Origin of the sequence: Streptomyces sp. NPDC016459 (genome assembly GCF_040632845.1) — a bacterium.
Lineage (GTDB): Bacteria > Actinomycetota > Actinomycetes > Streptomycetales > Streptomycetaceae > Streptomyces.
In genome coordinates, this window is record NZ_JBEYCR010000001.1 from 723,106 (window position 1) to 742,464 (window position 19,359).

The 19,359-nt window shown below is 71.8% G+C and carries 18 protein-coding genes; 11 read left to right on the forward strand and 7 right to left on the reverse strand.

The window, feature by feature from the left end; all coding sequences use genetic code 11:
• The first annotated feature begins 93 nt into the window (after window positions 1-93).
• Window positions 94-1,494 (forward strand): MFS transporter, encoded by a 1,401-nt coding sequence (locus ABZ567_RS03310; protein WP_360784077.1) that lies wholly within the window; start codon window positions 94-96, stop codon window positions 1,492-1,494.
• A gap of 183 nt (window positions 1,495-1,677) precedes the next feature.
• Here ABZ567_RS03310 and ABZ567_RS03315 read toward each other — a convergent pair whose 3' ends face one another.
• Both ABZ567_RS03315 and ABZ567_RS03320 read right to left on the reverse strand, forming a co-directional pair.
• Window positions 1,678-1,890 carry a DUF6243 family protein gene (locus ABZ567_RS03315; RefSeq protein ID WP_360784080.1) on the reverse strand — a complete coding sequence of 71 codons (213 nt, stop codon included), beginning with the start codon at window positions 1,888-1,890 and terminating at the stop codon, window positions 1,678-1,680.
• Between the two features lie 248 nt (window positions 1,891-2,138).
• Entirely contained in the window at window positions 2,139-3,521 is a 1,383-nt protein-coding gene (locus ABZ567_RS03320) for a glycine--tRNA ligase (RefSeq protein ID WP_360784083.1), read from the reverse strand.
• A gap of 177 nt (window positions 3,522-3,698) precedes the next feature.
• Here ABZ567_RS03320 and ABZ567_RS03325 point away from each other — a divergent pair, with 177 nt between their 5' ends.
• The 4 genes from ABZ567_RS03325 to ABZ567_RS03340 all read left to right on the forward strand — a co-directional run bounded on the left by ABZ567_RS03325 (window position 3,699) and on the right by ABZ567_RS03340 (window position 6,895).
• Window positions 3,699-4,703 carry a metal ABC transporter substrate-binding protein gene (locus ABZ567_RS03325; protein WP_360784086.1) on the forward strand — a complete coding sequence of 335 codons (1,005 nt, stop codon included), beginning with the start codon at window positions 3,699-3,701 and terminating at the stop codon, window positions 4,701-4,703.
• A gap of 26 nt (window positions 4,704-4,729) precedes the next feature.
• Window positions 4,730-5,518: a metal ABC transporter ATP-binding protein gene (locus tag ABZ567_RS03330; protein ID WP_360784089.1), complete on the forward strand. Its 789-nt coding sequence runs from the start codon at window positions 4,730-4,732 to the stop codon at window positions 5,516-5,518.
• Between the two features lie 2 nt (window positions 5,519-5,520).
• On the forward strand, window positions 5,521-6,414 hold the full coding sequence (locus ABZ567_RS03335; protein ID WP_360784092.1) for a metal ABC transporter permease: 894 nt from the start codon (window positions 5,521-5,523) through the stop codon (window positions 6,412-6,414).
• A gap of 70 nt (window positions 6,415-6,484) precedes the next feature.
• Window positions 6,485-6,895 carry a Fur family transcriptional regulator gene (locus ABZ567_RS03340; RefSeq protein ID WP_360784095.1) on the forward strand — a complete coding sequence of 137 codons (411 nt, stop codon included), beginning with the start codon at window positions 6,485-6,487 and terminating at the stop codon, window positions 6,893-6,895.
• A gap of 95 nt (window positions 6,896-6,990) precedes the next feature.
• On the opposite strand, the gene ABZ567_RS03345 is transcribed toward ABZ567_RS03340, so the two are convergent.
• From ABZ567_RS03345 to ABZ567_RS03355, 3 genes are read right to left on the reverse strand one after another with little or no spacing between them, the layout of a single operon-like run.
• On the reverse strand, window positions 6,991-7,815 hold the full coding sequence (locus tag ABZ567_RS03345) for an isoprenyl transferase (RefSeq protein ID WP_360784098.1): 825 nt from the start codon (window positions 7,813-7,815) through the stop codon (window positions 6,991-6,993).
• A gap of 13 nt (window positions 7,816-7,828) precedes the next feature.
• Window positions 7,829-8,578, reverse strand: coding sequence for a DNA repair protein RecO (gene recO / locus ABZ567_RS03350; protein ID WP_360784101.1), 750 nt, complete (start codon window positions 8,576-8,578; stop codon window positions 7,829-7,831).
• A 38-nt stretch (window positions 8,579-8,616) separates the two neighbouring features.
• Window positions 8,617-8,835 (reverse strand): hypothetical protein, encoded by a 219-nt coding sequence (locus ABZ567_RS03355; protein WP_360784103.1) that lies wholly within the window; start codon window positions 8,833-8,835, stop codon window positions 8,617-8,619.
• A gap of 439 nt (window positions 8,836-9,274) precedes the next feature.
• Between ABZ567_RS03355 and ABZ567_RS03360 the strand changes: the two genes are divergently transcribed.
• The 4 genes from ABZ567_RS03360 (at window position 9,275) to ABZ567_RS03375 (ending at window position 14,869) form a co-directional block, all read left to right on the forward strand.
• On the forward strand, window positions 9,275-9,937 hold the full coding sequence (locus ABZ567_RS03360) for a hypothetical protein (protein ID WP_360784106.1): 663 nt from the start codon (window positions 9,275-9,277) through the stop codon (window positions 9,935-9,937).
• 51 nt (window positions 9,938-9,988) lie between these two features.
• Window positions 9,989-11,359: an FAD-dependent oxidoreductase gene (locus ABZ567_RS03365; RefSeq protein WP_360784109.1), complete on the forward strand. Its 1,371-nt coding sequence runs from the start codon at window positions 9,989-9,991 to the stop codon at window positions 11,357-11,359.
• 68 nt (window positions 11,360-11,427) lie between these two features.
• Window positions 11,428-13,368, forward strand: a complete 1,941-nt coding sequence (locus tag ABZ567_RS03370; protein ID WP_360784112.1) for a LuxR C-terminal-related transcriptional regulator — start codon at window positions 11,428-11,430, stop codon at window positions 13,366-13,368.
• A 130-nt stretch (window positions 13,369-13,498) separates the two neighbouring features.
• Complete coding sequence (locus ABZ567_RS03375; protein ID WP_360784115.1) at window positions 13,499-14,869, forward strand: FAD-binding oxidoreductase; 1,371 nt, start codon at window positions 13,499-13,501, stop codon at window positions 14,867-14,869.
• Window positions 14,870-14,885: 16 nt separating this feature from the next.
• Here ABZ567_RS03375 and ABZ567_RS03380 read toward each other — a convergent pair whose 3' ends face one another.
• Complete coding sequence (locus ABZ567_RS03380) at window positions 14,886-15,578, reverse strand: TerB family tellurite resistance protein (RefSeq protein ID WP_360784118.1); 693 nt, start codon at window positions 15,576-15,578, stop codon at window positions 14,886-14,888.
• Window positions 15,579-15,909: 331 nt separating this feature from the next.
• The gene (leuA, locus tag ABZ567_RS03385) at window positions 15,910-17,682 is read right to left on the reverse strand and encodes a 2-isopropylmalate synthase (RefSeq protein ID WP_360784121.1); all 1,773 of its coding nucleotides are present in this window, start codon (window positions 17,680-17,682) and stop codon (window positions 15,910-15,912) included.
• Window positions 17,683-17,976: 294 nt separating this feature from the next.
• On the opposite strand from leuA, the gene ABZ567_RS03390 reads away from it, so the two are divergent.
• Window positions 17,977-19,029: a M4 family metallopeptidase gene (locus tag ABZ567_RS03390; RefSeq protein ID WP_360784124.1), complete on the forward strand. Its 1,053-nt coding sequence runs from the start codon at window positions 17,977-17,979 to the stop codon at window positions 19,027-19,029.
• Between the two features lie 21 nt (window positions 19,030-19,050).
• Window positions 19,051-19,329, forward strand: coding sequence for a protealysin inhibitor emfourin (locus tag ABZ567_RS03395; RefSeq protein ID WP_360784126.1), 279 nt, complete (start codon window positions 19,051-19,053; stop codon window positions 19,327-19,329).
• Window positions 19,330-19,359 lie beyond the last annotated feature (30 nt).

Sequence of the window (19,359 nt, forward strand, 5' to 3'; positions counted from 1 at the left end):
AGGATAAGGACGCTCTGGTACCAGGCTGAGCGGCGGTGGATCGTCGCAGGCGTGACCTCGACCTCCGCTTCTCCCCGGGCCACTGCCCCGGCCGTGGCCCCCATCGGGCCGGCACTCGGCCCGCTCGGCCTGTTCACCGTCCTGCTCGGCGCCTCCCTTCCGCTGATCGACTTCTCCGTCGTCAACGTCGCCCTGCCGTCCATCGACCACGACCTCGCCGCGGGTCCCGCCCTGCTCGAACTGGTCGTCGCCGGATACGGCCTGTCGTACGCCGTGCTGCTCGTCCTCGGCGGCCGGCTCGGCGACCTCTTCGGCCGTCGGCGGCTCTTCCTCGCCGGCATGGCGGCCTTCGGGCTGACCTCCCTCGCCTGCGGCCTCGCGCCGGACGCCTGGACGCTGGTCGCGGCCCGGGTGGCGCAGGGCGCCGCGGCGGCGCTGATGCTCCCGCAGGTCCTCGCCACCATCCACGCCTCGACGTCGGGTCCCCGGCGGGCCAAGGCGCTCAGCCTGTACGGGGCGACCGTGGGCCTCTCCATGATGGTGGGCCAGATCCTGGGCGGGGTGCTCGTCAGCGCCGACCTCGCGGGCTCCGGCTGGCGGGCGGTGTTCCTGGTGAACGTGCCGGTGGCGGCGGCGGGCCTGGTCCTCGCCCTCCGTACCGTCCCGGAGACCCGGTCCGAGCGCCCCGCGCCGGTGGACGTGTCGGGCACCCTGCTGCTCGGCCTGGCGCTGCTCGCCCTGCTCGTCCCCCTGACCGAGGGAAGGGCGGCCGGCTGGCCGCTGTGGACCTGGATCGCCCTGGCCGTGTTCCCGTGCGCGGTGTGGACGTTCTGGCGGGTGGAGCTGCGGGCGGACCTCGCGGGCCGGACCCCTCTGATCCCGCCGAGCCTGCTCGACCTGGTCTCGCTGCGGCGCGGGCTCGTCCTGATCGTGCCGCTCGCGATGGGTTTCGGCGGTTTCGTGTTCGTGATCGCGGTGGCCCTCCAGCAGGGCCTGGGACTGAGCGCGGTGGTCTCGGGCCTCGCGCTCGCCCCGATGGCGGTGGCCTTCTTCGGAGCCTCGCTCGCGGGTCCCCGCCTCGTCCGGCGCTGGGGCACGCGCGTGGTGGCGGCGGGCGGTCTGGTCCAGGCCCTCGGCATCGGGCTGCTCGCGGTGACGGTCCGGCGCGCCTGGCCCGACCTGTCCGTCTGGCTGCTGCTCCCCGGCATGGCGATCGCGGGCCTCGGCCAGGGCCTCCAGCTGCCGGTGCTGTTCCGGGTGGTGCTCTCCGAGGTCCCGCCGGAGCGGGCGGGGGTGGGCAGCGGCGTCATGGTGACGGCCCAGCAGTCGGCCCTGGCCCTCGGCGTCGCCACCCTCGGCTCACTCTTCCTGAGCCTGACCGCCTCGGCCCCGACGACCTCGGGCACGGCCCTGACGGTGACGCTCCTGGTCCAACTGGCCCTGATCCTGCTGACGGCGGCACTGTCCCTGCGGCTGCCGAGGACGGTGGGGTAGCGGGCACCGACGGCGGAGGAACCGGGCGGACGCGGACCGGCCGGACGCGGACCGGCCGGACGCGGACGGCGGGGAAACCCCTCGCGTACGGCGGAGTGACCGGCCGCGCACGCCGTGACCGGCCGGTGACGGTGAAGGGCCCGGGGCGGCGCGCGCCCCGGGCCCTCCGTCCTGCGGTGGTGACTACTTCCGACCGGCCTCGCCGGCTTCGGCGGTGTCGGTGTCGGTGTTCTCGGCTCCCTGGGCGCGTTCGCGCATCTTCTGCAGGAGCTCCTGCTTCTTCTCGTCGGCCGTGCGGCGGGCGGCGCTGCCGCCCTGGACGGCGCCGTGCTGGTCGGCGCGGGACAGCTTCTTGCGCTGTCCGCCGACGCCGAGGAGGTTGTTGCGCTTGGCCATGGGGTTCTCCCGTCAGTGAGGTGGGCGGTGGTGGAGCTCGATCAGCCGGGGCCGGCGCTCACTCGTAGATCTGGAAGAACGAGGACATGCGGGGGACGCTACCCCGGCACGCCCTCCCCCGGCACGTCCTTTTGCGCCGCGACGGTCGTCTCCCCCGCGCGGCGCGCACCGCGGGCCCGGCCCGTACGGGGAAGCCCCCGGTTCCGAGTTCCGGAACCGGGGGCTTCGCCGGGTGCGTACGACCGGGGTCAGCAGCCCAGCAGACGGCTGCCCAGGTAGCTCTGGATCTGGTCGAGGGAGACGCGCTCCTGCTTCATGGTGTCGCGCTCGCGGACGGTCACCGCGTTGTCGTCGAGGGTGTCGAAGTCGACGGTGACGCAGAACGGGGTGCCGATCTCGTCCTGGCGGCGGTAGCGGCGGCCGATGGCGCCGGCGTCGTCGAACTCGATGTTCCAGTTCTGGCGCAGGTCCGCCGCGAGGCCCTTGGCCTTCGGGGAGAGCTGCGGGTTGCGCGAGAGCGGCAGGACCGCGACCTTGATCGGGGCCAGGCGCGGGTCGAGGCGCAGGACGGTGCGCTTCTCCATGACGCCCTTGGCGTTCGGCGCCTCGTCCTCGGTGTACGCGTCGAGGAGGAAGGCCAGCATCGCGCGGCCGACACCGGCGGCGGGCTCGATGACGAACGGCGTCCAGCGCTCGCCGGACTCCTGGTCCAGGTAGGTCAGGTTGGCGCCCGAGGCCTTGGAGTGCGCGGCCAGGTCGTAGTCGGTGCGGTTGGCGACGCCCTCCAGCTCGCCCCACTCGCTGCCGCCGAACGAGAAGCGGTACTCGATGTCGGCGGTGCGCTTCGAGTAGTGGGAGAGCTTCTCCTTCGGGTGCTCGAACCAGCGCATGTTCTCCTCACGGAGACCCAGGCCGGTGTACCAGTTCCAGCGCTGCTCCATCCAGTATTCCTGCCACTGCTCGTCCTCGCCCGGCTTGACGAAGAACTCCATCTCCATCTGCTCGAACTCGCGGGTGCGGAAGATGAAGTTGCCCGGAGTAATCTCGTTCCGGAAGGACTTGCCCATCTGCGCGATGCCGAACGGCGGCTTCTTGCGCGAGGTCTGCAGGACCTGGCCGAAGTTGGTGAAGATGCCCTGGGCGGTCTCGGGACGCAGGTAGGCGACGGAGCCGGTGTCCTGGGTCGGGCCGAGGTGCGTGGAGAGCAGGCCGGAGAACTGCTTGGGCTCGGTGAAGGTGCCCTTGTTGCCGCAGTTGGGGCAGTTGAGGTCGGCGAAGCCGTTCTCGGGGGGACGGCCGTGCTTCTCCTCGTACGCCTCCTCCAGGTGGTCGGCGCGGAAGCGCTTGTGGCAGGAGGTGCACTCGGTCAGCGGGTCGGTGAAGGTGGCGACGTGACCCGACGCCTCCCAGACCTCCGTGGCCAGGATGACCGACGAGTCGATGCCGACGACGTCCTCGCGCGCGGTGACCATGTAACGCCACCACTGGCGCTTGATGTTCTCCTTGAGTTCGACACCCAGCGGTCCGTAGTCCCAGGCGGCTCGCTGGCCGCCGTAGATCTCGCTGCACGGGTAGACGAAGCCACGGCGCTTGCTCAGGCTGACGATGGTGTCGATCTTGTCGGCGGCCACGGTGCTCTCTTCATTACGACGACGAAGTGCGAATGCCACAGGTTACCGGCGCCCGCACCCCCCGTATCAAATCGGTTCGGTGCGGGGATCGCGCGAGGGCCTGGTCGGGGGTCGCGTGGGCGGCGCCACATGTACGACAATTGACAATCGTTTCCAGTTTTGTTGAAAATGAGTGTCATGAACGTACGTCGCCTCATACCCAGCACCGCCCTCGCCGGAGCCGTCGCGCTCGGCCTCGTCTCCCTCTCCGCCTGCGCCGGAAGCTCCGACGCCGCCGACGGGGGAAGCGGCGGCAAGCTGGACGTGGTGGCGTCCTTCTACCCCATGCAGTACCTGGCCGAGCAGATAGGCGGCGGCCACGTGGCCGTCAACACGCTCACCAAGCCCGGCGTCGAACCCCACGACCTGGAGCTCAAGCCGAAGCAGATCGGCGAGCTCGGCGAGGCCGACGTCGTCCTCTACCTCAAGGGCATCCAGCCCGCCGTCGACGAGGCCATCGCCCAGGCCGGCGTCGAGAACACGGTCGACGCCGCCACCCTCACGAAGCTGGAGGCGCACGGCACCGGCGCCGGCCACGAGGGCCACGCGCACGAGGAGCCCGCCCACGAGGGCGAGGAGCACGCCGCCGGGGAGGAAGGTCACGACCACGCCTCCGAGGCCGGAGCCGACCCGCACGTCTGGCTCGACCCCGTGAAGTACGCCGAGGTCGCCAAGGGTGTCGGCAGCGCCCTGGAGAAGGCCGACCCGGACCACGCCGCCGACTACGAGAAGAACACCGACGCGCTGGTGAAGAAGCTCGGCGACCTCGACACCGCCTTCGAGACCGGCCTGAAGAACACCGCGACGAAGACCTTCATCACCACCCACTCCGCCTTCGGCTACCTCGCCGAGCGGTACGGCCTGGACCAGGAGGGCATCTCCGGCGTCGACCCCGAGTCCGAGCCGAGCCCCGCCCGGATCAAGGAACTCCAGGACATCGCGAAGCAGGACAAGGTCACCACCGTCTTCTTCGAGACCCTCGCGAGCGACAGGACCGCCAGGACCCTCGCCTCCGACACCGGTCTGAAGACCGACGTGCTCGACCCGCTGGAGGGAATCACGGACACCTCCGAGGGCGATGACTACATCGAGGTCATGCGGTCCAACCTGACCGCGCTGCAGAAGGCCCTCGGCGCCAAGTGATCACCGCACAGCAGGAGGTACGAGCCATGGCAGCCCAGACACCGGCGGCCCCGGAACCGGAATCCGTCATCTCCGTCCGCGGTGCCTCCGCGGCCCTCGGCGCCCGGCCCGTCCTCCGCGGCGTCGACCTCACCGTCCGCCGCGGTGAGGTCGTCGCCCTGCTCGGCGCCAACGGCTCCGGCAAGTCCACCGCCGTCCGCGCCGTCATCGGCCAGGTGCCGCTGACCGGCGGCACGATCGAGCTGTTCGGCACGGAGCGGAAGCGGTTCCGCGACTGGGCCCGCGTCGGCTACGTACCGCAGCGCACCACCGCCGCCAGCGGCGTCCCCGCCACCGTCCGCGAGGTCGTCTCCTCCGGCCGGCTCTCCCGCCGCAGGTTCGGCTGGTCGACGAAGCAGGACCGGGCAGCCGTCGAGCGGGCCATCGACCTCGTCGGCCTCGCCGACCGCGCCGGGGACTCCGTCTCCGCACTCTCGGGCGGCCAGCACCAGCGGGTCCTGATCGCCCGCGCGCTCGCCTCCGAACCCGAACTCCTGATCATGGACGAGCCGATGGCCGGCGTCGACCTCGCGAGCCAGGAGATCCTGGCGTCGACCCTCCGCGAGCAGGTCGCGGGCGGCACCTCCGTCCTCCTCGTCCTGCACGAGCTGGGTCCCCTGGAGCCGCTGATCGACCGCGCGGTCGTCCTCCGTGACGGCTGTGTCGTCCACGACGGACCGCCGCCCGAGGCCCTCGGCCAGCACGCGCTGCCGGGGCACGACCACGTCCACCCCCACGCGGCCGACGAGCCGATCCGTACCGGATTGCTGACCTGATCATGGAAATCCTGCAGCTCCCCTTCATGCAGCGCGCGCTCCTCGCCGCCGTGCTCGTCGGCATCACCGCCCCCGCCGTCGGCGTCTACCTCGTCCAGCGCCGCCAGGCGCTGATGGGCGACGGCATCGGCCATGTCGCCATGACCGGCGTCGGACTCGGCTTCCTCCTGAACTCCAGCCCGGTGTGGATGGCGACCGCCGTCGCCGTCGTCGGCTCGGTCGCGATGGAGCTGATCAGGGCGTACGGGAAGACCCGCGGCGACCTCGCGCTCGCGCTGCTCTTCTACGGCGGCATGGCAGGCGGCGTCATGCTGACCAGCCTCTCGACGACCGGCTCCAACGCCAACCTGACCTCGTACCTCTTCGGCTCGCTCTCCACGGTCTCGTCCGAGGACATCATCGCGATCGGCGTCCTGGCCGCCTTCGTGGTCCTCGTCACGGTCGGCCTGCGCCGCCAGCTCTTCGCGGTCAGCCAGGACGAGGAGTTCGCCCGGGTCACCGGCCTCCCGGTGCGCGCCCTGAACCTGCTGATCGCGGTCACGGCCGCGGTGACCGTCACGGTCGCCATGCGGGTCGTCGGCCTGCTGCTCGTCAGCGCGCTCATGGTGGTGCCGGTGGCGGCGGCCCAGCAGCTGTCGAAGTCCTTCCGGGCGACCTTCGTCCTCGCGGTGGCGACCGGCGTCACGGTCACCCTGGCGGGCACGGTCACCTCGTACTACCAGGACGTGCCGCCCGGCGCGACGATCGTGCTGTACGCGATCGGGGTCTTCGTCCTCCTCACCTTCCTGGCCACGCCGCTCGCGAGACGACGGGCGCGGGCCGCCGAGGCGGGCGCGGAGAGCTGTGACGCACCGGTTCCGGGGACCCGGCGGCCGACGGACGACGTGAAGGTCTGAGCCGGTCAGCTCGGAGTGACACGGGGGACTGGCAGAATGGCGGGGCAGACAAGCATTCTAGGAGGCCCCCGTGGTGACGGCAGGACCCCCCGTACGAGGGCGCTCGACCAAGCAGCGGGCCGCCGTGTCGGCGGCGCTGAACGAGGTGGACGAGTTCCGCAGCGCTCAGGAGCTGCACGACATGCTGAAGCACCGCGGTGACTCGGTCGGCCTCACCACCGTCTACCGCACGCTCCAGTCCCTCGCGGACGCGGGCGAGGTCGACGCGCTGCGGACGAGCGACGGCGAGACGGTGTACCGGCGCTGCTCGACCGGCGACCACCACCACCACCTGGTCTGCCGCCTCTGCGGCAAGGCCGTCGAGGTGGAGGGCCCGATGGTCGAGCAGTGGGCCGAGACGATCGCCGCGGAGCACGGCTTCGTGAACGTGGCGCACACGGTCGAGATCTTCGGCACGTGCGCGGATTGCGCGGAGAAGTGACCTGACCTGACATACGAGGGGGCCCGCACCGGAGGATTCCGGCGCGGGCCCCCTCGTATGTCAGGTCCGTGTGTCAGGCCCGTACGACGTGCCCGTCAGGCCTTGTCGAGGACGGCCATGTCGGCCGGGTCGACGCCGCCGAAGCGCCGGTCGCGCTCGGCGTACTCGACGCAGGCGCGCCACAGGTCGCGGCGGTCGAAGTCCGGCCACAGCACGTCCTGGAAGACCATCTCGGCGTACGCGCTCTGCCAGATCAGGTAGTTGGAGGTGCGCTGCTCGCCGCTGGGCCGCAGGAAGAGGTCCACGTCCGGCATGTCCGGGTAGTAGAGGTACTTCTGGATGGTCTTCTCGGTGATCTTCGCGGGGTCGAGGCGGCCGGCCTTCACGTCCTCGGCCAGCGCCTGCGCCGCGTCCGTGAGTTCCGCGCGACCGCCGTAGTTCATGCAGAAGTACAGGGTGAGCCCGGTGTTGTCCTTGGTCTGCTCCTGCGCGACCTGGAGCTCCTTGGCCACCGACTTCCACAGCTTGGGCATCCGGCCGACCCAGCGCACCCGGATGCCGAGCTCGTCGAGCTGGTCGCGGGTCTTGCGGATGAAGTCGCGGTTGAAGTTCATGAGGAAGCGCACCTCCTCGGGCGATCGCTTCCAGTTCTCGGTGGAGAAGGCGTACAGCGAGATCGCCCCCACGCCCATCTCGATCGCGCCCTGGAGCACGTCGAGCACCTGCTCGGCGCCGACCTTGTGCCCCTCGGTGCGGGGCAGGCCGCGCTCCTTGGCCCAGCGGCCGTTGCCGTCCATGACGATCGCGACGTGCTCCGGGACGAACTCGGGCTGGAGCTTCGGCGGGCGGGCACCGGACGGGTGCGGCTCGGGAGTCCTGTACTCCCGACGCCGGCGCCCGAGGAGTCGTGCGATGGCCATGGCGTGGTCTCTCCTAGTTCTTCTCTACGTACCGCAGCGAGCGCAGGCCGCGCTCCAGGTGCCAGTGCAGATAGGCGGAAACGAGTCCGCTGCCCTCCCTGACGTGACGCGGCTCGCATGCGTCCGCCGTCGCCCAGTCGCCGGTGAGCAGCGCGCTGAGCAGGCCGATGGCCTCCGCCGAGGGTACGACGCTTCCGGGGACCCGGCAGTCGCCGCAGATGACACCGCCGGCCCCGACCGAGAAGAAGCGGTTGGGCCCGTGGATCCCGCATCGCGCGCAGTCGTCGAAGCTGGGCGCGTAGCCGTTCACGGCGAGGGAGCGGAGGAGGAAGGCGTCGAGGATCAGATGGGGGGCGTGCTCGGCGCGGGCGAGAGTCCGCAGGCCGCCCACGAGCAGCAGGTACTGCTGCACGGCGGGCTCGCCCTCGTGGTCGGTGAACCGTTCGGCCGTCTCCAGCATGGCGGTGCCGGCGGTGTAACGGGCGTAGTCGGTGACGATTCCGCCACCGTACGGGGCGATGGTCTCGCTCTGGGTGCAGAGCGGCAGTCCGCGCCCGATCAGCTCGCTGCCCCGCGCGAAGAACTGCACGTCCACGTGCGAGAAGGGTTCGAGTCGCGCGCCGAACTTCGACTTGGTGCGCCGGACGCCCCGCGCCACGGCGCGTACGCGTCCGTGACCGCGTGTGAGGAGGGTGATGATGCGGTCCGCTTCACCCAGCTTCTGGGTGCGCAGCACGATGCCGTCGTCGCGGAACAGACTCATGGGCCCATTCTCGCGTACGGGAGGAGGCCCCCGGGCCGTCAGGGCACCTCGCCGCGACTTCGGGCGTTGACGTGGGCCGTGGCGGCGCTGAGCCGCTCGGCCGAGGTCGCCTCGCGGACCCCGTCCGGCTCCACGTCCCACTCGCGTCCGCCGCCCAGCGGGCGGATCTGGACGTAGGGCCCTTCGTGCCCCATGACCCTCCCGACCCGCCCGGTGCGGATCTCCACGACGTACGACCCGATGGGCAGTGCGGTCATGACCGGTTCTCCTCCCGCGATAGGGCGGCGGCGGCGGCGAGCCGCGCCGTTTCCGTCGTGCGGCATCCCATTCGACGAGCAGCCCTCTGGTCGCCTTCATGAGGTCTTCCCTCACCAACGTATGCCTTTCTGAATCCATTTCTCGCTTCGCCTCTCCAGGGCGGGTGGAATCCGCAGAATCGGCGGACCCGCAGGCCGGGCAACTGCGGGACCGGGCGGGGGAGTTAATCCTTGGCCAAGGGCGGCCGATTGAGGATCACCGGAAGTCGGCGGAACTCTTCTGCCGAACCGGCGGTATTTTCGAACGGGCGCGGTGGAAAGGCATCGGCACGGTGCCCAACGCCTTGTATTCGGGGGGAGCGAGAACCCCCGGACGCGAGAATGACGGCCGCACTTTCGGGGCTGACGGCGCAGGGCCGCCGGCCGTACGATCCGGACCATGTCGATCATCGCGTCCCTACCCGTCCTCAAGGGCCATGGCAGCACCGTCCTGAGCGCCGCCCCCGAGGGGCTGCTCCTGGAGCGGCCCAGCGAGGAGCTCACGATCCCCGGCGAGGCCATCGCCCGGGTGCGGGCCGATGGAGGGTCCGTCGCCGTCGAACTCCGGGCTCCGGCCGGAACCGCGCCGGTGGTGCAGCGGATCGACGGCGCGGACGAGACGGCGGCGACCGCCTTCGCCGACGGCGTGAACTCGCTGCTGCTCGATCCGGAGGAGGAGGTCGACGGCGCCGCCATGCTCGTCCTCAGGACCCTCAGGACGCGCCGGTCCCGGAGGGCCCTGCGCCGGACCAAGTGGTATGCCCTCGGCTGCCTCGTGACGGTCGTCGCCCTGTCCGTGATCGGCGGCGTCGCCGGAGGCTTCGTCTACCCCGTCGCCATCGTCCCGATCGGCGCCATCACGGCAGTGGCCCTCGGGCGACATCTAGGTGGGGACGTTCCTTCTCGTCTGCGGGCTCGGCGGCGTCGCGTCGCTCGTCCTGATGACGATCGAGGCGCTCGCCGGGAGCGGGTCCTAGTCACCCTTGGGGAAGTCATAAGTTCGTCTTATGAGTCCATAGACCGGGGGCGGGTACCACTCCACGCGATGCGTTATTTAGGGTGACCTAAGTGTCGGCGGCCTCGCCGCCACGTCGCTTGCGAAGGGAACCCCGTCATGCCCCGCCCCCTCCGGGTCGCGATCGTCGGCGCCGGCCCCGCCGGAATCTACGCCGCCGATGCGCTGCTGAAGTCCGAGGCCGCCGCCGAGCCGGGTGTGTCCATCGACCTCTTCGAGCGGATGCCCGCTCCCTTCGGCCTCATCCGCTACGGCGTCGCCCCCGACCACCCGCGCATCAAGGGCATCATCACCGCCCTCCACCAGGTCCTCGACAAGCCGCAGGTCCGCCTGTTCGGCAACATCGACTACGGCACCGACGTGCACCTCGACGACCTGCGCGCCTTCTACGACGCGGTGGTCTTCTCGACCGGCGCCATGGCCGACCGCCCCCTGGACATCCCGGGCGTCGAGCTCGACGGCTCGTACGGCGCCGCCGACTTCGCCTCCTGGTACGACGGCCACCCGGACGTCCCGCGCACCTGGCCGCTCGAAGCGGAGAAGGTCGCCGTCCTCGGCGTCGGCAACGTGGCCCTCGACATCGCCCGCATCCTCGCCAAGACCGGCGACGAGCTGCTGCCGACCGAGATCCCCGCGAACGTGTACGAGGGGCTCAAGGCCAACAAGGCCCTGGAGATCCACGTCTTCGGGCGCCGCGGCCCGGCCCAGGCCAAGTTCAGCCCCATGGAGCTGCGCGAACTGGACCACTCCCCCACCATCGAGGTCATCGTCAACCCCGAGGACATCGACTACGACGACGGCTCGATCGCCGAGCGCCGCAAGAACAAGCAGACCGACATGGTCGCCAAGACCCTGGAGAACTGGGCGATCCGCGACGTCGGCGACCGCCCGCACAAGCTCTTCCTGCACTTCTTCGAGTCGCCCGTCGAGATCCTCGGCGAGGACGGCCGGGTCGTCGGCCTGCGCACCGAGCGCACCGAGCTGGACGGCACGGGGAACGTCAAGGGCACCGGCGCGACCACGGACTGGGACGTCCAGGCCGTCTACCGCGCGGTCGGCTACCTCTCCGACGAACTGCCCAAGCTCCCCTGGGATACCGCGAGCGGCACCGTGCCGGACGTCGGCGGCCGGGTGGTCGAGGAGACCGGCGAGCACATGGCCTCCACCTACGTCACCGGCTGGATCCGGCGCGGCCCCGTCGGCCTCATCGGCCACACCAAGGGCGACGCCAACGAGACCGTGAAGAACCTCCTGGAGGACTTCGCCCAGGGGCGTCTGCTGACCCCCGACGCTCCCGAGGAGGACGCGGTCGTGTCCTTCCTGGAGGGCAAGGGCCTCACGTACACGACGTGGGAGGGCTGGTACGCCCTGGACGCCGCCGAGAAGGCGCTCGGCGAGCCGCAGGGCCGCGAGCGCGTGAAGATCGTCGAGCGCGAGGACATGCTGCGCGCGAGCGGCGCGATCGACTGACGCCCCCGCGGGCGGGCCCCCGCCTCTTCCCGGTCCTACCCTGAAAGGACCGGGAAGAGGCGAGAGCCATGTCCGCACCCACGATCCACACCCCGGCCACGCCACGCGCGGCCGATGTCGTCGAGCGCGCCAGGGACGCCGCCGCCCGCGAGTCCTGGGCCGAGGCGTACGCACTCCTGCACGCCCACGACCTGCACCCCTCGCGCGGTCTGACCGCCGACGACCTCTCCGTCCTCGCCGACGCCGCCTGGTGGTCGGGGCACGTCGACGAGTCCGTCACCGCCCGGCTCCGGGCGCACGCCGCCTGTCTGGCGGCCGACGACCACCGGGGCGCCGGGCTCGCCTCCTGGTGGCTGCACTACGAGTACCTGGGCCTCGGACGCCCCGCCGCGGCCGCCGGCTGGCTCCACCGGGCCCGGCACCACCTGGAGGACCTGCCGGACTGCCCCGAGCAGTGCTTCCTGGCCTGGAGCGACGCCGAGGAGGCCCAGGCGCGCGGCGACCACGAGGCCGCCCTGGCCGCGACCCACCGGATGACCGCCCTCGCCCTCGGCTCGGGCAGCCCCGACCTGCTCGCCCTCAGCCGCCAGGCCGAGTCCCGCGTCCTCCTCGCGGCCGGCCGCAGGACCGACGCCCTCGCACTCCTCGACGACGCGATGTGCGCGGTGTCGGCGGGTGAACTGAGCGGCATGTTCACGGGCTGGCTGTACTGCCTGGCCCTGACCCAGTGCATGGAGGCGGCCGACTTCGGCCGGGCGGTGGAGTGGACGAACGCGGCGATGGAATGGTGCGCCCCGCCCTGGCCGACCCACCCGCCGACGGACGCCCGGGCGGCCCCCGCGGAGGGGGCCGCTGCGGAGGGGGCCGACGAGCCCGACGGCCGTACGGAGGCGGCGGACGGTTCCGACGCTCGTACGGGAGCGGTGGACGGCCCTGCCGGCCGTACGGAGTCGGCCGACGGCCTCACCGCCCGTACGGGCATGACACCCGCCGCCCCCGTCCCTGCGCCTCCCACCGCCTCGGGCCCCGGCCACGGTCCCGGGCGGCTCCCCATGGCCGTGCCCTCCGGCGAGAACCCGTTCCGGGGGGTCTGCCGGGCCCACCGGGTCGAGGTGCTCGACCTTCTCGGGGTCTGGGCGCTCGCCGAGGCGGAGGCACGGCAGGCCTGCCGGGAGGTGCCGGTGGACTGCCTGGAGTCGGCCGCCGCCGCCTACTACGCCGCCGGTGACGTCCAGCGCCGCCAGGGCCGCCTGGACGCCGCCGCCGTCTCCTACGGACACGCCCACGAACTCGGCCGGATCCCGCAGCCGGGCCTCGCCCTGCTGCGCCTCGCGCGGGGCCGGGCGGACGCGGCGGTCGCGGGCGTCGACCTTGCCCTGGCCTGCCGCGGTGACGCCGGGCACGACCTCCTGGGCCGGGCTCGTCTGCTCGCCGCCCGCACGGAGGTGGCCCTCGCGGTCCGTGACGTGCCGGGGGCGGCGGACGCGGCGGCGGACCTCGACGCCCTGGCCGGCGACGTACCGCTCCTTCGGGCCCTGGCCGACACGGCGCTCGGTTCGGTGGCGCTGGCCGAGAGGAGCGGTGACGCGCCGCGCCTGCTGCGGCGGGCGCTCGCCGGGTGGCTGGAGCTCCGGGTGCCGTACGAGGCCGCGCAGGTGCGGATGCTGCTCGCGGCGGTGGACCGGGCGGTGGGCGACGAGGAGGCCGCCCGCCTTGAGCTGGGCACCGCGCGGGCCGTGTTCGAGCGCCTCGGGGCGGTGCCGGACGCCCGGCGCGCGGCGGCGCTGCTCTCCGGCGGGTCGCGGCGGCGGCTGCCGGGCGGGCTGACCGCACGGGAGGCGGAGGTGCTGCGGCTCGTCGCCTCGGGCGGGACGAACAAGGACATCGCCCGCGCCCTGGTGATCAGCGAGCACACGGTCGCCCGCCATCTGAACAACGTCTTCGCCAAGCTGGGCGTCGGCTCCCGCGCCGCCGCCACGGCGTACGCGTACGCGCACGGCCTGATCTGAAGAGCCGCCCCCCGGCCCGGCCAGGCGCCCAGGTCCAGGCTCCTGGTCCGAACGGCCCATACGGGACAGGCGCCGGCCATGGGCGGTTCGGGCGATGCGTGCCCCGGGGCCGCGGGGCTACACCGGAACCATGACCACCCTCACCGATCCCCTGGACACGCTCCGCGGTGCCGTGCGCGGCGCCGTCGTGACCCGTGGCGACCCGTCGTACGACGTGTCCCGCCGGGTCTACAACGCCCTGCACGACCGCCGTCCCGCCGTCGTCGTCCATGCCGTGGACGCCGCCGACGTGATCGCGGCGGTGCTCTACGCCCGGGAGCACGACCTGCCGCTCGCCGTGCGCGGCGGCTCCCACGCCGTGGCCGGATTCGGCACCGTGGACGACGGTCTCGTCGTCGACCTGTCCCGGATGCGGGGCGTCCGGGTCGACCCGCGGGCCCGCGTCGCGCGGGCGGAGGGCGGCGCCACCTGGGGCGACTTCAACCACGCCACCCACGCGTTCGGGCTCGCCACCACCGGCGGGGTGATCTCCACGACCGGCGTCGGCGGTCTGACGCTCGGCGGCGGCATGGGCCACCTCTCCCGGCGCTACGGCCTGAGCTGCGACAACCTGGTCGCGGCCGACGTGGTGACCGCCGAGGGCATCCAGGTGTCCTGCGACGCGGAGCGGCATCCGGACCTGTTCTGGGCGCTGTGCGGCGGCGGCGGCAACTTCGGTGTCGCGACCTCGCTGGCGTTCCGGGTGCATCCGGTCGCGGACGTCTTCGGTGGCCTGAGCTGCTACCCGCTCGACGCGGGAGTGGCCCGTGCCTGGCAGGAGGCGGTCACGGCCGCGCCCGAGGAGCTGAACTCGATCCTCGTCCTGGCACTCGGCCCCGAGGAGCCGTTCCTGCCGGAGCGCTGGCACGGCCGCCCGATCTGCGCCGCGTTCACGTGCTTCAGCGGCCCGGGGAAGGAGGACGGGAAGGTCCTCGCGATCCTGGACGGACTCGGCCCGGTGATCGGCCGGTTCATGGAGCGGATGCCGTACCCGGCGATCAACACGTTCTTCGACGAGCAGCTGCCACCGGGGCTCCACCACTACTGGAAGGGCAACTTCAGCCGCGACCTCTCGGACGGCGCCATCGCGGCGCACATGGAGTACGGCGCGACGATGCCGTCGCTGGAGTCGGACACGGCGGTCTTCCCGATCGACGGGGCCTGCCACCGGGTGGGCCCGCGGGAGACCGCGTTCGCCTACCGGGACGCCTCCTTCTCGCACTCCTTCGGCGCCACCTGGACCGACGCGGCGGACTCGGAGCGGAACATCGCCTGGACCCGCGCCTACGACAGGGCGCTGCGCCCGCACACCCAGGAGGGCGGGTACGTCAACTTCATGGACAGCGACGACCAGGACCGGGTGCGGGTCAACTACCGCCAGAACTGGGACCGGCTGCGGGACGTGAAGCGCCGGTACGACCCGGACAACGTGTTCCGGCTCAACCAGAACATCGTCCCGTAGGCCGCCGCGACGGCTCCTACGACACGGTCCTCGCCGAGGCGAGGAGGCGGACGGTGTCGTCGGGAGCGAGCGCGAGCGCGTTCCCCACGGTCCCGAGGACCTCCTGCTCGGCCGGGCTGTAGGCGCCGTCGGCGAGGGCGATCCGGGCGGCCTGGAGCAGGATCGACTCCCGCCCGGCGGACGCCAGGTGCGGGGCGAGCGGCTCAAGTGCCTCGTGGAGCTCGATCGCGAGGAGCGTCCCCTCGGGGTTCACCTCGGGCATGAAGCGTCCGGTGTCGGCCGCGAGGGCCTCGACGAGGTCGACGAGCTGGACGGCCGTGCACTCGGCGAAGCCGGCGGACCGGACCGCGCTCACGGCCCGGTCCAGGGCCTCACGGGAGTCGGTGCCGCCGGCCGCGAGCACGGCGAGGGCGACGGTGTGCACGGCGTCCCGCAGCATCGCGGAGAAGCGGCTCGTCGTCGGGTGGTCGAGCACCTCCGTACCGAAGCGCGTGTGGCAGGCCGCGCACTCGACGACGGGGCCCGTACAGCCCCGGGGCAGGACGGGGACCCCCAGGACGGCGAACCTGCGGCGGCCGGTGCGCCGCCGGTAGTTCCGGTCGCCACCGCACTCCTCACAGAAGAACTCGCCGTCCCCGACGGTGTTCCAGGAGGTACGGATTCCGCAGATGCCCACCTTCGCACCGCGTGGATTCCGGGCAGACCGCATACGCACCTCCTCAACCGCCCGGCTTCGCTGCCGGCGTTGGCGTGATGTTAGCCACATCCTTGATGTGGCGTCAGCACCCCGTCACGACTTCGCCGTGGAGATGGCCGAGACACGTCACCGCCCAGAGGGCGCGGCGGCGGCGCTTTGCGAAGGCCAGGAAGCCTCCGGCGACGAGAACGACGGCCGCCGCGCCGCCGCTCGCACCGGGCCCGATGGCCGAACCGGCCACCGTGAGATCACCCTTCGGGGTGGCGGACGGCGTGGACCGCTCCCGGCCCGTGCCACCGCCCCGCACCGTGGAGGAGGTGCGGGGCGGTGGTCGCGGTGCGGGTCAGCGCGCGGAGCGGTTGACCGCCGAGATGACCGCCTTCAGGGAGGCGCGGGTCGTGTTGGCGTCGATGCCGATGCCCCACAGGACCTTGCCGTCGATGGCGCACTCGATGTACGAGGCGGCCTGCGCGGAGGCGCCCTCGCTCATCGTGTGCTCCTGGTAGTCCAGCAGGCGGGCGTCCACGCCGACCGCCTGCAGGGCGGCGAAGAAGGCGGAGATCGGGCCGTTGCCGGAGCCTGACAGGACGGTGTCGACGCCGTCGACGACCGCCTCGACGGTCAGGGTGTCCGTGCCGTCGGTGTCGGAGGTGGTCTGGCCGGAGCGCAGCTGGATGCGGCCCCAGCGGGCCGCCGCGTCGTCCGGGTTCGGCAGGTACTCGTCCTGGAAGGCGGCCCAGATCGCGGCCGGCGTGACCTCGCCGCCCTCGGTGTCCGTCTTCTGCTGGATGATCTTCGAGAACTCGATCTGCATCCGGCGGGGCAGGTCCAGCTTGTGGTCGTTCTTCAGGACGTACGCGATGCCGCCCTTGCCGGACTGCGAGTTGACCCGGATGACGGCCTCGTAGGAGCGGCCGACGTCCTTGGGGTCGATGGGCAGGTACGGCACCGCCCACTCGATCTCGTCGACGGTCTTGCCCGCGGCGGCCGCGTCGGCCTCCATGGCGTCGAAGCCCTTCTTGATGGCGTCCTGGTGGGAGCCGGAGAAGGCGGTGTAGACCAGGTCGCCCGCGTAGGGGTGGCGCGGGTGGACCTCCATCTGGTTGCAGTATTCGCTGGTCCGACGGACCTCGTCGATCTGCGAGAAGTCGATCTGCGGGTCGACGCCCTGGCTGAACAGGTTCATGCCCAGGGTCACCAGGTCGACGTTGCCGGTGCGTTCGCCCTGGCCGAACAGACAGCCCTCGATGCGGTCGGCACCGGCCATGACGGCCAGCTCGGCCGCGGCCACGGCCGTGCCGCGGTCGTTGTGCGGGTGGACCGACAGGCAGATGTACTCGCGGCGGGTCAGGTTCCGGGACATCCACTCGAACCGGTCCGCGTGCGTGGACGGCGTCGAACGCTCCACGGTGGCGGGCAGGTTCAGGATGATCTCGCGGCCCGGACCGGGCTGCCAGACGTCGCAGACCGCCTCGCAGACCTCCAGGGCGAAGTCCAGCTCGGTGTCGGTGAAGATCTCCGGGCTGTACTGGTAACCGAAGACCGTCCGCTCGTCGAGCAGCTTCTCCGCGTACTCCATGACCAGGCGGGTGCCGTCCACGGCGATCTGCTTGATCTGCTCCTTCGAGCCGCGGAAGACGACCCGGCGGAAGGTGGGCGCGGTCGCGTTGTACAGGTGGACGGTGGCGCGCTTCGCGCCGACCAGGGACTCCACGGTCCGCTCGATCAGGTCCTCACGGGCCTGGGTCAGGACGGAGATGGTGACGTCGTCCGGGATGGCGCCCTCTTCGATGATGGAGCGCACGAACGCGAAGTCGGTCTCGCCGGAGGACGGGAAGCCGACCTCGATCTCCTTGTAGCCCATGCGGACGAGCAGGTCGAACATCTCGCGCTTGCGGGCCGGGGACATCGGGTCGATCAGGGCCTGGTTGCCGTCACGCAGGTCGGTGGACAGCCAGCGGGGGGCCTTGGTGATCCGCTGCTCCGGCCAGGTGCGGTCCGGGATCTCCACGGCCTCGTAGCGGCCGTACTTGTGGATCGGCATCCCGGACGGCTTCTGCAGCTGCGTCGCGTTGGTGACGGGCGTGGGGCGACCGATGAAAGGGGACTGGGACATCGCGTAGGGCTCCTCGGGTCCGAAAAACAAGGACGGCCGACTGTCGAACGCAACGCCAGGTCCCGCGGGGAGGGGGTCGGCCTACGACTACAGGCCCTCGCCGCGGCGGCTAAGGAGAAGCAGCCCGAAACGCATGATGTGCCGCAGCTTAGCCCAGGGACGGTGGAGGCGGACGTGCCGTTCCAGTATGCGGGACGGCCCCCGCGTCAAGCCCGAACAGTGACGCATCACTCCATTTCGCCAATCCTCGTCGCAACCAGTGACAGAGAGCTCACGCACTGCCACATTGCGGGCATGACTCCGCACTCCCCCGTCTTCTGCTCGATCGTCCCCCCGCACCTCCTGGAGCACCTGGCGCACTCCTCGAACCCGGCGGTCGCCGCCGCCGCCCGCCGCACCCTCATCGCGGACGCCTCGGCCCGCACGTTCCGGGTGCTGCCGCTTCCCGGGGCCACGCCCACGCTCGCCCCCACGGAGGCCGGCCGGCCGCACCGCACCGTCTACGACTGCCGGCACGGCACGGACCTGCCGGGCGAGCGGGTCCGCGCGGAGGGCGAGGAGGCGACCGGGGACGCCACCGTCAACCGGGCGTACGCGGGTCTGGGCGCCACCTTCGACCTCTTCCTGAACGCCTTCGGGCACGACTCGATCGACGGCGCCGGGCTGCCGCTGCACGCCTCCGTCCACTACGACGAGAACTACGGCAACGCCTTCTGGAACGGCGAGCAGATGGTGTTCGGCGACGGCGACGACCAGATCTTCCTCGACTTCACCCTGCCCGTGGACGTCATCGGCCACGAACTGGCCCACGGCTTCACCCAGTACTCCGCGAACCTGGAGTACTTCAGCCAGTCAGGCGCCCTCAACGAGTCCGTGTCCGACGTCTTCGGCTCGCTGGTCAAGCAGTACGCGCGGGGGCAGAGCGCCGAGGAGGCCGACTGGCTCATCGGCGAGGGCCTCTTCCACCCGGACGTGGAGGGGACGGCGCTGCGCTCCATGAGGGCGCCTGGCACCGCGTACGACGACGACGTCCTCGGCAAGGACCCGCAGCCCGCCCACATGGACGACTACGTCCGCACCGGCCGCGACAACGGCGGGGTGCACATCAACTCCGGCATCCCCAACCACGCCTTCTACCTGGCCGCGACCGAGCTCGGCGGCAACGCCTGGGAGCGGGCCGGACGGATCTGGTACGACGTGATGACCGGCGGCACGCTCACCCCCGAGGCCCGCTTCTCCGAGTTCGCCGCGGCCACGGTCGCCGCGGCGAGGGCGCGGTTCGGCGACGGCGAGGAGATCCAGGCGGTCCTGAAGGCCTGGGCGGCGGTGGGGGTGCCCACCGACTGAGCGACTGGTAGACAGGGGCCCATGCGGATTCGAGTGCGGCGCACGGGCGGTTTCGCCGGCATCGAGCGGGCGGCGGAGGTGGACACCTCCGGCCGGCCGGACGCCGACGACTGGCACACCCTGGCCGAGGCGGTCCTCGACGGCGGGAACGACGAGGGCGTCGACGACGGGGGCCGGGGCGTGCCGGACGGTTTCTCGTACGAGATCACCGTCGACGGCCGGACGGTCCACTGCGGCGACCCGCGCCTCACGGAAGCGCAGAGGACCCTCATCACGAGGGTCCTCAAGGAAGGCGCCTAGGGTCTTCCGGACACGCCCCGGTGTCCGGGG